14 protein-coding genes are annotated in these 15,021 nt (G+C 71.6%); 8 read left to right on the forward strand and 6 right to left on the reverse strand.

Annotated elements, in window-relative coordinates; all coding sequences use genetic code 11:
- Nucleotides 1-34 precede the first annotated feature (34 nt).
- The 3 genes from NE234_RS07005 (at nucleotide 35) to serC (ending at nucleotide 2,679) form a co-directional block, all read left to right on the forward strand.
- Nucleotides 35-1,141, forward strand: a complete 1,107-nt coding sequence (locus tag NE234_RS07005; RefSeq protein ID WP_252778029.1) for a citrate synthase 2 — start codon at nucleotides 35-37, stop codon at nucleotides 1,139-1,141.
- Between the two features lie 73 nt (nucleotides 1,142-1,214).
- Entirely contained in the window at nucleotides 1,215-1,496 is a 282-nt protein-coding gene (locus tag NE234_RS07010) for a hypothetical protein (RefSeq protein WP_252778030.1), read from the forward strand.
- 76 nt (nucleotides 1,497-1,572) lie between these two features.
- On the forward strand, nucleotides 1,573-2,679 hold the full coding sequence (serC, locus tag NE234_RS07015) for a phosphoserine transaminase (RefSeq protein ID WP_252778031.1): 1,107 nt from the start codon (nucleotides 1,573-1,575) through the stop codon (nucleotides 2,677-2,679).
- Between the two features lie 150 nt (nucleotides 2,680-2,829).
- Here serC and NE234_RS45215 read toward each other — a convergent pair whose 3' ends face one another.
- Entirely contained in the window at nucleotides 2,830-4,281 is a 1,452-nt protein-coding gene (locus tag NE234_RS45215) for an ATP-binding protein (protein WP_252778032.1), read from the reverse strand.
- Between the two features lie 301 nt (nucleotides 4,282-4,582).
- On the reverse strand, nucleotides 4,583-5,950 hold the full coding sequence (locus NE234_RS07025; RefSeq protein WP_252778033.1) for a hypothetical protein: 1,368 nt from the start codon (nucleotides 5,948-5,950) through the stop codon (nucleotides 4,583-4,585).
- Between the two features lie 138 nt (nucleotides 5,951-6,088).
- Between NE234_RS07025 and NE234_RS07030 the strand changes: the two genes are divergently transcribed.
- Nucleotides 6,089-6,484 carry a hypothetical protein gene (locus NE234_RS07030; protein WP_252778034.1) on the forward strand — a complete coding sequence of 132 codons (396 nt, stop codon included), beginning with the start codon at nucleotides 6,089-6,091 and terminating at the stop codon, nucleotides 6,482-6,484.
- A complete protein-coding gene (locus NE234_RS07035) occupies nucleotides 6,481-6,825 on the forward strand; it encodes a hypothetical protein (protein WP_252778035.1) in 345 nt (114 codons plus the stop codon). Before NE234_RS07030 ends, NE234_RS07035 begins: the two co-directional genes overlap by 4 nt.
- Here NE234_RS07035 and def read toward each other — a convergent pair.
- The 4 genes from def to NE234_RS07055 all read right to left on the reverse strand — a co-directional run bounded on the left by def (nucleotide 6,803) and on the right by NE234_RS07055 (nucleotide 11,078).
- The gene (def, locus tag NE234_RS07040) at nucleotides 6,803-7,345 is read right to left on the reverse strand and encodes a peptide deformylase (protein WP_252778036.1); all 543 of its coding nucleotides are present in this window, start codon (nucleotides 7,343-7,345) and stop codon (nucleotides 6,803-6,805) included. The genes NE234_RS07035 and def overlap by 23 nt on opposite strands.
- A 15-nt stretch (nucleotides 7,346-7,360) precedes the next feature.
- A complete protein-coding gene (locus NE234_RS07045; RefSeq protein WP_252778037.1) occupies nucleotides 7,361-9,298 on the reverse strand; it encodes a hypothetical protein in 1,938 nt (645 codons plus the stop codon).
- Between the two features lie 34 nt (nucleotides 9,299-9,332).
- Nucleotides 9,333-10,355, reverse strand: a complete 1,023-nt coding sequence (locus NE234_RS07050; RefSeq protein ID WP_252778038.1) for a hypothetical protein — start codon at nucleotides 10,353-10,355, stop codon at nucleotides 9,333-9,335.
- A 147-nt stretch (nucleotides 10,356-10,502) separates the two neighbouring features.
- On the reverse strand, nucleotides 10,503-11,078 hold the full coding sequence (locus tag NE234_RS07055; RefSeq protein ID WP_252778039.1) for a Uma2 family endonuclease: 576 nt from the start codon (nucleotides 11,076-11,078) through the stop codon (nucleotides 10,503-10,505).
- Nucleotides 11,079-11,183: 105 nt separating this feature from the next.
- Between NE234_RS07055 and recD2 the strand changes: the two genes are divergently transcribed.
- The 3 genes from recD2 (at nucleotide 11,184) to NE234_RS07070 (ending at nucleotide 14,877) form a co-directional block, all read left to right on the forward strand.
- Nucleotides 11,184-13,403 (forward strand): SF1B family DNA helicase RecD2, encoded by a 2,220-nt coding sequence (gene recD2 / locus NE234_RS07060; RefSeq protein WP_252778040.1) that lies wholly within the window; start codon nucleotides 11,184-11,186, stop codon nucleotides 13,401-13,403.
- Between the two features lie 239 nt (nucleotides 13,404-13,642).
- On the forward strand, nucleotides 13,643-14,095 hold the full coding sequence (locus NE234_RS07065) for a nuclear transport factor 2 family protein (RefSeq protein ID WP_252778041.1): 453 nt from the start codon (nucleotides 13,643-13,645) through the stop codon (nucleotides 14,093-14,095).
- 41 nt (nucleotides 14,096-14,136) lie between these two features.
- Nucleotides 14,137-14,877: an SDR family NAD(P)-dependent oxidoreductase gene (locus NE234_RS07070; protein WP_252778042.1), complete on the forward strand. Its 741-nt coding sequence runs from the start codon at nucleotides 14,137-14,139 to the stop codon at nucleotides 14,875-14,877.
- Nucleotides 14,878-15,021: the final 144 nt, after the last annotated feature.

The following is a 15,021-nucleotide window of genomic DNA, read 5'->3' on the forward strand; positions in this document are numbered from 1 at the left end:
CTGTACATCAAGGGGACGAAAGGCAGGACAGAACATGTCCGACTTCAAACCCGGCCTCGAAGGCGTGGTCGCCTTCGAGACTGAGATCGCTGAACCGGACAAGGAGGGCGGCGCTCTCCGGTACCGGGGAGTGGACATCGAAGATCTCGTTGGCCGCGTCTCCTTCGGCGACGCATGGGGGCTGCTGGTCGACAACAGCTTCACCCCCGGACTGACCCCGGCCGAGCCGCACGTGCTGCCGGTGCACTCCGGTGACGTCCGCGTCGACGTCCAGAGCGCGCTGCCGATCATCGCTCCGGCGTACGGCATGCGCCCGCTGCTGGACATCAGCGACGAGCAGGCCCGCGAGGACCTGGCCCGTACGTCCGTGACCGCGCTGTCGTTCGTGGCGCAGAGCGCCCGCGGCCTCGGCCTGCCGATGGTCTCCCAGAACCGCGTGAACGAGGGCAAGACGATCACCGAGCGGTTCATGATCCGCTGGCGTGGTGAGCCCGACCCGAAGCACGTGAAGGCCATCGACGCGTACTGGGTCTCCGCCGCCGAGCACGGCATGAACGCCTCCACCTTCACCGCCCGCGTCATCGCCTCCACCGGCGCCGACGTGGCGGCCTCGATCTCCGGCGCCATCGGCGCGATGTCCGGCCCGCTGCACGGCGGCGCCCCGGCGCGCGTCCTGCCGATGATCGAGAAGGTCGAGCAGCTCGGTGACGCCCGCAAGGTCGTGACCGACATCCTGGACAACCACGAGCGCCTCATGGGCTTCGGCCACCGCGTCTACCGCGCCGAGGACCCGCGCGCCCGCGTGCTGCGCCGTACCGCCAAGGAGCTGAACGCCCCGCGGTTCGAGGCGGCCAAGGCGCTGGAGGACGCCGCCCTCGCCGAGCTGCGCGAGCGCCGTCCCGACCGCGCGATCGAGACGAACGTGGAGTTCTGGGCCGCGGTGATCCTCGACTTCGCCGAGGTTCCGCCGCACATGATGCCGGCCATGTTCACCTGCGCCCGTACCGCGGGCTGGGCCGCGCACATCCTGGAGCAGAAGCGCACCGGGCGTCTGGTCCGTCCGAGCGCCCACTACGTCGGCCCGGCGTCCCGCCCGGTCACCGACGTCGAGGGCGCCTCGGAGGTGCTGGACAAGCGCTGAAGGAGTCCCGCTCCGTACGGCCCGTGATGCTCCCGGCACCACGGGCCGTTCTGGCGCCGAGGAGGATCAGGCCGTGTACACCGGTCCCCGCGACGAGGAACCCGACGAGCGCGACGCCGAACTGCTGCGCTACGAACGCGAGCGGCGCGAACGCGCCCGGCGGCGCGACGCGGTCTCCTGGCGGATCATCGCCTGGGTGATGGCCGGCGCCCTGGCCCTGCTCGCGTACGACTCCGGCGGCGCGGCCCTCGACGCCCACCGGCAGGGCCGCCCGTGGCTCTACCCGGCGGCCGTCTCGGCCGCCTGCGTCCTCTGCCTCCTCGGCCTCGCCGTCCGGGCCCTCCGCCGCCGCTGAGCCGGGGACGGCCGGGCGTCTCAACTCCTGGAAAGGTCCGCTGCGAAGTGGCCGGGCTGAACTAGGCTTGCTGCACGTGACCGACATCGTGATCCCCGACAGCCTCAAGCCCGCCGACGGCCGCTTCGGCTCCGGGCCGTCGAAGGTCCGCCTCGAGCAGCTCGCCGCCCTGGCCGAGTCCGGTTCGACCTACCTCGGCACCTCGCACCGGCAGCGGCCGGTCAAGTCCCTCGTGGGGCGGGTCCGCGAAGGGCTGGCGCGGCTCTTCTCCCTGCCCGACGGCTACGAGGTCGTGCTGAGCAACGGCGGCACCACGGCGTTCTGGGACGCCGCCGCCTTCGGGATCGTACGGGAGCGGTCCCAGCACCTGGTGTTCGGCGAGTTCTCCTCCAAGTTCGCCAAGGTCACGAAGAAGGCGCCCTGGCTGTCCGACCCGTCGGTGCTCCAGAGCGAGCCGGGGTCGCGCCCGTCCCCGGTGGCGGACGACACGGTCGACGTCTACGCCTTCACCCACAACGAGACGTCCACCGGCGTCGCCATGACGATCGAGCGGCCGTCGGACTCGGGCCTCGTGCTCGTCGACGCGACCAGCGGCGCCGCCGGGCTGCCCGTCGACGTGACCCAGACGGACGTCTACTACTTCGCGCCGCAGAAGGGCTTCGCCTCCGACGGCGGGCTCTGGCTTGCGCTGATGTCCCCGGCCGCGCTCGCCCGGATCGAGGAGATCGCCGCGTCCGGCCGGTACATCCCGGACTTCTACGATCTGACGGTCGCGGTGACCAACTCCCGCAAGGACCAGACCTACAACACGCCGGCGGTGGCGACCCTGCTGCTCATGGCCGAGCAGATCGAGTGGTTCCTGGAGCACGGCGGCCTGGACTGGTCGACCGGCCGCAGCGCCGACTCCGCGCGGCGCCTCTACACCTGGGCGGAGAAGACCTCCTACACCACGCCGTTCGTCGCCGACCCCGCCCACCGCTCGAACGTCGTCGGCACGATCGACTTCGAGGGAGTCGACGCCGCCGAGGTCGCCAAGATCCTGCGCGCCAACGGCATCGTCGACACCGAGCCGTACCGCAGCCTGGGCCGCAACCAGCTGCGCATCGCGATGTACCCGGCGATCGACCCCGACGACGTCGAGGCGCTCACCGCCTGCATCGACCACGTCGTCGAGCGCCTCTGACGAGCCGTTCGACGCCGCCCCGCACCGCCGCCACGGCCACATCGCCGTCGCCACGGTCAGGTCGCCGTCGACGTCGACGTCGACGTCGACGTCGACGGACGATGACCGGTTTGCCGGGCTCGTCGCGTCAAGACCGGCGTCGACGTCGCGTCACTCCTGAGGGGATTCGTGGATCGCGCTCGGCTGCCAAGCTGCGAGGAGATCGTCCGGTCCGAACACCGAAACCCCTCCGAGCCCTGACTCAACGCCGTCGCGGGAGATCGCCAGTAGAGGCGTGGAGTCGTCGGCGCCGGACAGCTTCGACCGATGCAGGATCAGCCGGCTGAGATCCGCCCCGGCGAACGGGCGGTTCTCGAGCCACTTGATCGACCCGACGCAGGTGATCGTCTTGGCCACCGGAGCGCGGTCGGCGCCCACGACGTCGATCTCCGGGTCGTTCGTCCGCGTCCAGTAGCCGCCGACGGCCTGCGTACCTTCGGGAAGACGGTCCGGCAGGCGGCGAAGCGCCTCACGGATCACCGGCTCGATCGCCCGGCCGCGCCACGTCGTCCAGGATCGGCGGAGGCGCCGCATGACCAGGTCGCCGCGCCCTCGCTCGATCTCCGCCATGTACGGGCCCAGGTGAGCCAGCCAGAACCGCAGATGCGGATCGGCGACCGAATACCGGGTCTCACGAGACGGCTTCACGGACAGCGGGACATCCGCCTCGACGATGCGCTTGGTCACCAGAAGGTCGAGTGCCCGGGTCAGCGAAGCATGCGCCAGGTCACCCGCCGCCCGGCCGATCTGCGTGAAGGTCCGCTCGCCCGACCCGATCGCGCCGAGAACCAGCCGCGCCTGGGAGTCGGCGGGGAACTCGGCGGCCAGTGACCGCTCTCCGCTGACCAGCAGCGCCGAGGTCGGGTCGGTGACCGCCACGGCCAGGTAGTCGAGTGTGGAGAACCCGCTCGGCCACTCATCGAGGATCAGCGGCAGACCACCGGTCACCAGGTACGCGTCGAACGCCTCCGCCGCCGGCAGGTCGAGCATCGCGGCCGTGTCCGCAGGGCTCAGCGGCGGCACCACCATCTCGGTCGCCCGCTGGTGGAAGGGCCGGCCGTACTCGTTGAGCGCCTCCATCATCGCCAGGTCCGATCCGACACAGATCAGGAACGCCGGCTGCCGGGCCAACTCGCGATCGAAGATCTTCTGCAGAGTGCCCTCGAAGCCCGGATCGTTCTTGATGAGGTACGGCATCTCGTCGATGACGACCACGCTGGGCCGGTCCGGCAGCCCACCGGCGAGCAGACGAAGCGCGGCGTCCCAGGTCCGTGGCGACTGGTCGGCGAAGAAGGCCGCGGCCGGTAGGTCGCTGCCGGCCACGGCCTCGGCGAAGAGCGCCAGATCGGCCTCGACGCTCGGCTGCGCCGAGGCCGTGAAGTAGACGTACGGCACGCCCACCCGGTCTACGAACTCCTCGACGAGCCGCGACTTGCCGACCCGCCGCCGACCGCGCATCAACAACGCCCGCCCAGGCCGCCCCGCCCGGCCCCCGGTGGCGACCCGCCCCAACATCCTGTTCAGCGTGGCCAGCTCGCGATCACGCTCGATGAAGCCGACCACCCACCGAGAATACTTCCAGCGACGAAACTTTCACCGATGAAAGTATTTTCACCTTGCGGTGACCACGTACGTTCGCCTGGTCCGGTGGCGCCCCGGGCCGAACCCGCCGGGTCTGCCCCAAACGATCCGGCGCTGTCACCTCAGCAGGAACAAATCCCTGCTGGGGTGACAGCGCCGATGACGACCCCACGGCTGGGCCGTCCACCTCACCACCGACCACCCGCCGGGGGTTGTGGAGGCGTGCGTCTGCCTCTCAGATCACCGGCGTTCACTGCTGATAGAGAGCAGTAGCGGCCAGTGATCACGCCGATCGGCCGGCGGGCGCCCGCCTCAGCTCCACGTACCGCTCGTGGAAGTCCCTCGCGTAGCCCGTCTCCGCGTAGCGAGCCGTCAAGGCGGCGTCCAGGTCTCCGGCCCGCGCGAGGACCGACTTCACATATCGCGGTGATGCCAGGGCCTGGCGTCCGAGGTCGGCGGCCGTGTCCGGCTCTCCCAGGTGGACGGCGGCCAGGGCGAGGTCGATCCGCACGATCGCCTCCCGGCTGGTGGAGCGATCCTCGGCGGGGCCCTTCTCACTGGCGGCGAGAGCGCTCTCCGCCTGTCTTCTGGCCTGCCGGTAGTCCCCGAGCCACAGGGAGACCGACGCCGCGTGCGCGGTCATCGCGTAGTCCGCCAACGCGCGGCTCTCGATGCCGTGATGGGCGGGAGCCCGGACCGGCAGGCGCTCGTACAGCCCGGCGGCCTCTCGGAGCAGGCCGTCACAATCATCGCGGTGCCCGAGCCGGGCGTGCGCCCGCGCGGCCTGGGCGCGGAGGCGGACGGCGATGGGGTGGGTGGCGGGGGCTCGGGCGATGCCCTTCCGGGCGGCGGTCACCGCGTGGGCGGGGCGGTCGGTGTAGGTGGCGATCGAGGCGAGGGCGTCGGCGGCCCACGCGCACAGTACGTCGTGGCCGGCCTGGTCGGCGTGCTCGAACGAATCGATTGCGTACGCCTCGGCGGTCAGGGGATGGCCCAGGTCGTGGGCGAGCCAGGCGAGGAGTTCGGACAGCCAGGCCGCCCAGACGTACAGCTCACGCCCCTCCTTGAGCGTGTGCGGGCCCCGGATCAGCTCGTGCACGCGGGCCCGGTACGCGCGGGCGACCGCGAAGACCTCGGCGGGCGGCTCGCTCGTGTACGACCGGTCGATGGCGGCCACGGCCGCCTGGAGGTGGTCGAACGTCCCGGCACCGACCGCTGATGCCCCGGCGAACCGGGTGAACTCCATCGCCTCGCCCGCGGCCTCCCCCAGCACCGCCGCCATCGCGGCGGGTGCGACCGACGCGGCCAGGCCGAGGCGGAGGGCGTCGCGGCGCTTCGTGGCATCCACCTCCCTCCCCTCCGAGCCTGCGCCGTCATCGCCGCATCCAGCCAGACCCAAATCCGGCGGAGGCCGGAACAACTCCTCCTCGGTCGTGTCGAACGCCGTGGCGTAGGCCGCGGTCCAGTCGCGGGGGAAGTGCTCGCCCTTCTCCCAGCCGAGGATCTGCCGGACGAGCGAGGGCACGGGCGGATACGGCCGGCCGGTGGCCTTGAGCAGCCGGCGCGCCATCTCGGGCTTGTTCCACCCGCGCCGCTCGCGTTCCGCTCGTAACCGCGCCGCCCACCACGGCAGCGCCTTCTCGTCGGCCACGGCCCCTCCTCCGGATCGACCCCGACACCCCGGACACACGCAGAGTGTCCGCACGCTGTCGCCCAGTATCGGTCTTCTGCGACGTCACCGCAGCGGCTTCACTCGACGTCACCGACGAACACGAAAGGTGACGTTCCGATGACGGCTTCTTCCCCTGCGGGTCCGGTGACCCCGGCGTCCGTCGACGCGCGTACGGCGCGGCTCACCGAACGGCTGGCGGACGCGCTGACCGCGCGCGGGTTGCGCGCCCGCGTCGCGCGGGGCGCCCGGGTGCTCGCGAGCAACCCCGCCGGCGATCCTCCGGACGGTGATCACCGCGCGGCGGTGCTGAGTCCCGGGCTGCGGCAGACCGTGGTGTGCGGGACCGATCGCGACGGGCGGCTGCTGTGGTTCTGGCAGTGGTCCGGTCCGACCCGCGAGTCTCCGCCGGAGTACGAACCGTTGTGCGCGGCGGACGACATCTCCCACGCGGCCGACCGGATCGCCCGCGTCCTGCGGGTCGTCGACGGGCCGACGCGGGAGGAGGAGCGGTGAGGCGCTCGGCCGGCCGTGCCCGGCGGCACCCACGGGCGTCGGGGGACGCGAACCGGAACCTGCAGGCGGAGGCGGTTGCGGCGAGCCTGCAGAGCGCCTACCGCGGGTGGGTCATCATCTGGTCGGCCTGGCGGCAGGCGTTCACGGCGTTCTGCGCGCTCGGCGCCGACCCGCTGATCATCGATGACACGTCCGTGTCCCGCCTGCTCGGGCGGATCGGTGAGGTCGAGTTGGCCGCGACGATGGGCGGCACCGGGGAGGACGTGAACGCCCGCCGGGCGGCCGAGACCATGCGGGACCGAGCCCGGCCTCCACGCTTCAGCCGTGAGGATCGAGCTTGACTACAGGCGGCTCCGCCTCATCGAACCAGCCGGCCGAACGAATCGCCTGCAACGTCCGTGCACGTCGCTCAGGATCGGCCCGGTCGAGGAACAACACGCCGTCCAGATGGTCGGTCTCGTGCTGAACGCAGCGGGCGAGCATGCCCGAGCCGACGATCTGCACCGGATCGCCATGAGCCGTGTAGCCCTTGGCGACCACGTTCATACGGCGTTTGGTGTCCAGATAGATCCCGGGAATCGACAGGCAGCCTTCCGGGCCGTCCTGCTCCTCCTCATCAGGGAACTCCAGGACCGGATTGACCAGATGGCCGAGCTCGCCCTCGGCGAGGCTCTCGTTGAACGTGAAGACCCGCAGGCTCACACCGATCTGCGGAGCCGCGAGCCCGGCCCCGTTGTTCTGGTTCATCGTTTCCGTCAGGTCGGCGATCAGCGTACGCAGCTCCGCGTCGAAGTCCACGACGGGCATCGCCGGTTTCCGGAGGATCGGGTCATCGAACAGGCGAACAGGCTGAACGGTCATGCGTCGAGTCTTTCATTACAGCTCGGGCGGCGGGGCGGCGCCGTGGTCGGCGTCGGGCGGGCCCCAGGGCAGGCCGTGGCGCTCGCAGGCGCGGCGCAGCTCGCCCAGGTCCGGCGGGAACGACACCCGCCGCAGGACCCGGCCCACCGGGCTCCACACGACCAGGCGCGGCGCCTCGGACTCGTCGATGCCGACACCGCCGAGCGCCTGTCGTGTCACGCTCCATTCGGTCCGTCCGAGGCGCGTCACCGAGGAGATGCCCGAGGCGGAGACCCGCAGTTGCGGGCGGTTGCGGTCGTACAGCCACGTTCCCGCGAGCCCGAGGACCAGTCCGGTCGGCGCGGACCACGACAGCGCGGTCCAGAACCCGCCGAGGTCGCCGCGCAGCCAGATCGACCCGAGGACCGCGACGAGCTCGCAGAGCGTCGCGGTGACCGCGTAGGCGAGCACGCGGGTGCGCCGGGGCACGTCGAGCTGGACGGGAGGCAGGGTTCCGGCGTCCTCCTCCGTACGGGTGATCGACGGTTCGGGGGCGGCCTCGATGCGGGTCATCGAGCCGTGGAACGCCGCGTTGACGTACGCGTCGTACTCCGCGTCGGTGATCGGCAGCCGCATCCGCTGCGCCGACTCGCGCAGGTCCGTACGGGAGATGCGCAGCATCGACAGCGGCGCGGCGAGGAACTCGTCGCCGTCGTCGTCGTACATGCGCAGCCAGGCGTGGCCGTCGACGGTGAGGAGCTCCATGCCGCCGATGCGGTCGCGCGGCATCCGCAGGATCACGTCGCCCGCGCCGTCGGCCCAGCCGATCCCGTCCTCGTCGACGACGAGGCGGCCGCCGGGCACGCGCGCGAAGATGTCCGGCAGCCCGGCGAGGCCGTACTGCGACGGCCTGCGCACGCCCTGGTCGGGCGTGACGACCTGGTAGCCGCGCTCGCTGAGCGCGTGCGTGAGCTGGAAGGCGTCCAGGCCCTCGGCGGGGAGCCGCGCCAGGACCTGCAGCCGGTGCCCGAACACGGTCGCGACGGTGTGGCGTCCGGTCAGCGTGCCCGACACCGGGTCGACGGCCGTGCCCGGGCCGACGACGACGGCGGCGACGTGGTCGGCGCGGACCCGCCACTCGGCGACCGTGGCGTGCCGGACGCGCAGCTCCGTCGGGGTGATCGACCAGGACAGCGGGGCGCTCGTCAGCCGCCGGCGGCGGGCCCCCAGCACCGCGACCGCGCCGACGACCGCCCACAGGCCGCCCATGACCCGGTCGCCGAGGCCCGGCGTGCCTTCGAGGGCGATCCGGGCGATCATCGTCAGGGTCAGCAGCGCGAGGAGGAATCCGAGCGCCACCGCCCGGCGCCGGCCCGTGACCGCGTTGCCGAGCGTGGCGGGCGTGGTCTGGACGGCCGGGTGCGGCTCATGCGCGACGGCCAGCAGCGTCGCCTCCTGGTCGCGCAGGCGCTGCTCGGCGCGGCGGCCGAGCGCGCGCGGCGCGTCCTCCTCCGACGGCAGGTCACCCTCGTCGAACACCGAACGGTCGCCGTCGATCACGTGCGTGGTGATGCCTAGCCTGCGGGCCGTCATGTAGAACGTCAGCGGGTCGAAGCCCATGTCCGTGAGGGTGCCGGCCGTGGTCGAGCCGAACTTGTGGAAGACCGTCAGGACCCCGTCGTCCGCCGTGACCGTGAACTCCTCGATCCGGTCACGTTCGTACGCCTCGGCCACCGAGCCGTCGGCCGCGAGGCGTTCGAGGCCCGCGGCGGACAGCCGCCAGACGCCGGTACGGCGCGCCCGCAGGCCCAGCAGCCACGGCATCGCGTTGCAGGCGACGATGGCGCCCGTCCACACGGCGGGGTTCGAGATCGGCAACAGGGCGACCAGCAGGGACAACAGCGCGAACGGGCCGGGGGCGACAGGACGCGACCGCCGTACGGGGGCCCGAAGGCCGATCAGCTCGAGGTCCACGAGTAGAGATCGTGACACGTCACCGTCCCATTCGTCATGACGCTCGTCTGCGAGCGAACACCACAACACCGGCCAGGGCGAGCGCCCCGACGACCACCAGTCCCAGCGTCCGGTGGCCCGTCTTCATTCCACCGCCGGACCCGCTCCCGGACGTCGCACGCCCCTTCGGCCTCGGTGTCGGCTTCGGCAGCGCCTCCTTGGGCACCGGTTCCCGCCACAACGGCTGCCGTACGCCCTCGGAACTGAACAGCAGCGACCTGCCGTCGGCGGTGTAGGTGATCCCCTCGCCGAGCTTCTGGTCCGGGACCTTCACCCCGGTCAGCTCCTTGCCGGGGGCGGTGTAGATCTCGGCGTCCCAGTAGCCGCGGATGACGAACGTCCGCCCGTCGGGGGCGTACGCCCCGTCGGTCGCGTACAGCGGGGCGTCACCGACGTGATGCATGAGGTTGTAGCCGCTCGTGCTGAGCCTCTTCGGCCCCTCGTACAGCGACCCGCCGAACTCCTTGCTCGCGACGTAGAGCCGGTTCGTCCGCGGGTCGACCAGCAGGGTCTCGGCGTTGTGCGGCCCGTCCTCGAACTTGATCCGGTACGCGGTGGCCCGCACCGTCTGGGTGCGGATCGTCCTCGGCTCCGGGATGCGGTAGACGGTGGAGTACGGCTGGTCCTTGAGGTTGTCGCCGATGTCGCCGACGTACAGGGCGCCGTCCCCGCCGATCGCCATCGCCTCCCAGTCACGGTTGCGGGCCCCGCCGAGCGTGATCGCCGCCCGGACCCGGCAGTCGTCCGTGCCGAGCGCGAACAGCCGCGGCGTGCCGCCCGAGTCGTTGAACGTGTAGACGATGCCCGGATGGCGGCGGCTCGCGGCCAGCCCACTGGACTCGTCGATGCGCGGATCGCCGATCGTGCACAGCTGCTCGGCGCCCTCGGCGACCGCCCGCGCGGGCGCGGCCCACACGAGCGGCCCGCCCGCGGCGAGGAGGGCGGCGAGCGTCCGTGACGGCACGCCCCCGGCCCGCGTCGATCCACCGGGGAACCTGCCCCGGCTCGGCCGCCTCAATGGAGCAGCGTGCCCAGCACGACGGCGAAAACGAGCGCGGCCAGAACGGTCGGCAACAGCCATCGAGGAGCACGGTTCACACGCCGAGCCTATGCGCTCCGGCTCGAGAGTCGAGCAGCCCCCGCCCCAACCCGACCGGGCACGCGGTCAGCGTCTCCTCGTCCCCCGAAACCGACCCGGGTCCACCTCCACGCCGAACGGCCGTGTCAGCTTAACCGGCTCCTCCGAGGCGACGACCTCCCGGTACGCTCCGTCGGCCAGTTCGAACACCGTGAGCCTCGGCGCGGGAACGAGCTCGGCGATCCAGTAGTGCGGGATGCCCGCCTCGGCGTACGCCTCGAGCTTCTCGCCGAAGTCGCGGTTGCGGCTCTGCCTGTTCCCGCTGATCTCCACGGCGAGCACCACGTCGGCCGCCTCGTACTCCTGCGGCTCGGACTCGAAGGCATCCAGGGTCACCACGACCAGATCGGGCACCTTCAGCCAGTCGTCCCGCCGATGGGTGACGACCTCGACCTCCGGCAGAACCTTCAGCTCGACGGCCTCGGCGGGCTCGTTGAGGAGGAAGGCGATATGCAGCAAGGCCGCCTGGTGAGGGGAGGCTGGGCGGGGGCTCACGATCAGGACACCATCGTCTATCTCGTACCGGTGGAGCTCGTCCTCCGGCAGTCGGCGGAGAGCGTCAACGGTCCAATGACCGTGACTCTCCGTGAACGATAGCGACACTGTGCGTCCTCTCCCACCTGGTTGCGAAACTCAGCGTAGTTCGATCCTCATTGATCGTGTGGGAAGACCGCCTGATCTGTCGTTGATCTGGGGCAGTATGACCGGGTGACGGACGCACAGGCGGCACCTCCGGGGACCCGGGTGCTGGAGGCCGTGCTCGAGCGGATCACCTTCGCCAGCGAGGAGACCGGGTACACCGTCGCGCGGGTCGCCACCGACCGTACCGGCGCGGACCTGCTCACGGTCGTGGGGCCGCTGCTGGGCGCGCAGGTCGGGGAGAGCCTGCGGCTGACGGGCCGGTGGACCTCGCATCCGAAGTACGGCCGGCAGTTCGAGGCGATCTCGTACACGACCGTGCTGCCCGCCACCGTGCAGGGCATCCGCAAGTACCTCGGGTCCGGCCTGATCAAGGGGATCGGCCCGGTGATGGCGGACCGGATGGTCGAGCACTTCGGCACCGACATCCTGCGGGTGATCGAGGAGGAGCCCGAGCGCCTGGTCGAGGTGTACGGCCTGGGGCCGAAGCGGTCGGGGCGCATCGCCGCCGCGTGGGAGGAGCAGAAGGCCATCAAGGAGGTAATGGTCTTCCTGCAGGGGCACGGCGTGTCGACGTCCCTGGCCGTACGGATCTACAAGCAGTACGGGGACGAGTCGATCTCGGTCGTACGGAAGGAGCCGTACCGCCTGGCCGCGGACGTGTGGGGCATCGGGTTCAAGACCGCCGACACGATCGCGCAGGCGGTCGGCATCCCGCACGACAGCCCGGAGCGGATCAAGGCGGGTCTGGCGTACACGCTGTCCCAGGCGGCCGACAACGGGCACTGCTACCTGCCCGAGCCCAACCTGGTCACCGAGGCGACCAAGATCCTGGAGGTGCCGCGCGAGCTGGTCGGCCCGTGCCTGGAGGAGGCGGTCGCGGCGGAGGAGGTCATCCGCGAGCGGGTCACGGCCGAGAACGGCGAGATCCCGGCGGTCTACCTGCCGCCCTTCCAGCGCGCCGAACGCTCCCTCGCCACCGGGCTGCTCGAGCTGCTGCGCGCCGGCACGGACCGGCTGCCCGGGTTCCACGACGTCGACTGGGAGAAGGCGCTCGGCTGGCTGCGGCAGCGTACCGGGACCGGCCTCGCGCCCGAGCAGGAGGACGCCGTACGCCTGGCGCTGACCGAGAAGGTCGCCGTGCTCACCGGTGGCCCCGGCTGCGGGAAGAGCTTCACCGTGCGGTCCGTCGTCGAGCTGGCACGGGCCAAGCGGGCGAAGGTCGTGCTGGTCGCGCCGACGGGGCGGGCGGCCAAGCGGCTGGCCGAGCTGACCGGCCACGAGGCGGCGACCGTACACCGGCTGCTGCAGCTGCAACCCGGCGGAGACCCGAAGTTCGACCGCGACAACCCGCTCGACGCCGACCTGGTCGTCGTCGACGAGTCCTCCATGGTCGACGTGATCCTCGCGAACAAGCTGGTCAAGGCGATCCCGCGCGGCGCGCACCTCCTGCTCGTCGGGGACGTCGACCAGCTCCCGTCCGTGGGCGCCGGCGAGGTGCTGCGCGATCTCCTCGCCGCCGACGCGATCCCCCGCGTACGCCTCACCAAGATCTTCCGGCAGGCGCAGCAGTCCGGGATCGTGGTGAACGCGCACCGGATCAACGCGGGCCAGCACCCGCAGACGCGCGGCTTCCCGGACTTCTTCCTGTTCCCGTGCGAGGAGGCCGAGGCGACCGCGGAGCTCACCGTGGACATCGTGGCGCAGCGGATCCCGCGCAGGTTCGGGCTCGACCCGCGCCGTGACGTGCAGGTCCTCGCGCCGATGCACCGCGGCCCGGCCGGCGCGGGCAACCTCAACATCCTGCTCCAGGAGGCCCTCACGCCGCACCACGACGGACGCCCCGAGCGGAGGTACGGCGGGCGGGTGTTCCGTGTCGGCGACAAGGTCACCCAGCTACGGAACAACTACGACAAGGGCGACGCCGGGGTGTTCAACGGCACGGTGGGCGTGGTGACCGGGCTGTCCCTGGAGGAGCAGACGCTGACCGTGCTGACCGACGAGGACGAGAGCGTCGACTACGACTTCGCCGAGCTGGACGAGCTCGCCCACGCGTACGCCGTGACGATCCACCGCTCACAGGGCAGCGAGTATCCGGCCGTGGTCATCCCGCTCACGACCAGTTCCTGGATGATGCTGCAGCGGAACCTGCTGTACACCGCCGTCACCCGTGCCAAGAAGCTCGTCGTGCTGGCCGGGTCCCCCCGGGCCCTGGCCGCCGCCGTCCGCACGGCGGGCGCGGGACGCCGCCACACCGCCCTGGACCACCGCCTCCGAACCGACGGCTGACGCGCAGGCCGACGTTCCGGACCGGAGTCGAGCAGCACGCTCGGAGAAGGAGCCACCGGACCAGGGTCTTCCCGACGTATCGCCACCGGTCAGGGCCCCTACACCGGGCTTCGGGCCCGCCTCCGCGGGTCGACGGCGCAACCGATCCCGGCCGACCGGGGTTCTTGGTGCGACAGCGCACAACGGTGCACCACAGGGGTGCACGGGCGCTGACGCGACAGGGAAGGGGCCGGATCCCGATGAGCGCTCCCGGCGACGTCCGCACCGTCCTCGACGAGTTCTTCGCGGCGGAGGCCGACTACATCTCCGCGGGCGGGCCGGGCGTCGCCGACTTCGGCGGAATGGCCGCGCATCTCCACCCCGACGTGGTGATGCACCAGGCTCCGACGCTGCCCTACGGCGGCGTATGGCGTGGCCACGACGGCATGGAGCGCTTCATGGCCGCGATGAGCCGGGTCTGGCGATCGCTCGAGTTCCTCGAACGGCGGCAGTGGACGGACGGCGACACCGCGATCGTCTCCAACCACGGCCGCCTGACCGCGCGCGCCACCGGCCGGTCGATCGAGACCACGGTGCTCCAGGTGTTCACCGTTCGCGATCTCCTCATCGCGGAGATCCGGCCTTTCTACTGGGACACCGCCGCGATCGGCGCAACCCTGCGGACGGCCGTGTCCACCGGCGTCACGGCATGACGTCGGCTCCCCCACTCACAAGGAACAGGAAGAGGATCATCATGTCTCGTCTCACCGGCAAGGTCGCGCTGGTCACCGGCGGCAGCCGCGGGATCGGCGCTGCGGTCGCCTACCGGCTCGCCCAGGAGGGCGCCGACGTCGCGATCACCTATGTCCACTCCGGCGAGCAGGCCCAGCAGGTCGTGACCAAGATCGAGGCCACGGGCCGGCGCGGGATGGCCGTGCAGGCGGACGCGGCGGACTCGCAGGCGGTCGTGGCGGCGGTGGACCGGGTCGCGGCCGAGTTCGGCCGCCTCGACATCCTGGTGAACAACGCGGGGATCGGGGTGATCGGCCCGCTGGAGGACCTCTCGCTGGACCAGGTCGACCAGGCGCTCGCCGTGAACGTCCGGAGCGTGTTCCTCACGTCCCAGGCGGCGGCCCGGCACCTCGGCGACGGCGGCCGGATCATCAGCATCGGCAGTGGCCTGAGCGCGCACGTGCCCGGCCCGGGGATGAGCGTGTACGCGATGAGCAAGTCGGCGTTGGTCGGCCTCACCAAGGGCCTGGCGCGTGACCTCGGCGGGCGCGGCATCACGGTGAACGCGCTGCACTGTGGCGCGGTCGACACCGACATGAATCCCGCGGACGGCCCGTTCGCCGAGGGCCAGCGGGCGCTCACCGCCGTCGGCCGCTTCGGCAGCCCCGACGAGATCGCCGGCATGGTCGCCTACCTCGCCGGCGACGAGGCCGGCTACGTCACCGGCGCCGCGCTGGCGATCGACGGCGGCCACGCCGCCTGAGCCGACGGAGAAACCGGACGCCGCCGCGTCCGGCGATCCGCTGAAGGAGCCGGGCCTCTGAAGGGCAGCCGGGTGTCTGAAGGCAGCCGGGTGTCTGAAGGGAGACGGGCGTCGCCGCCTCCCCGCCCGGGCCGATCACCTGCT

Source organism: Actinoallomurus rhizosphaericola (assembly GCF_024055675.1).
Lineage (GTDB): Bacteria > Actinomycetota > Actinomycetes > Streptosporangiales > Streptosporangiaceae > Actinoallomurus > Actinoallomurus soli.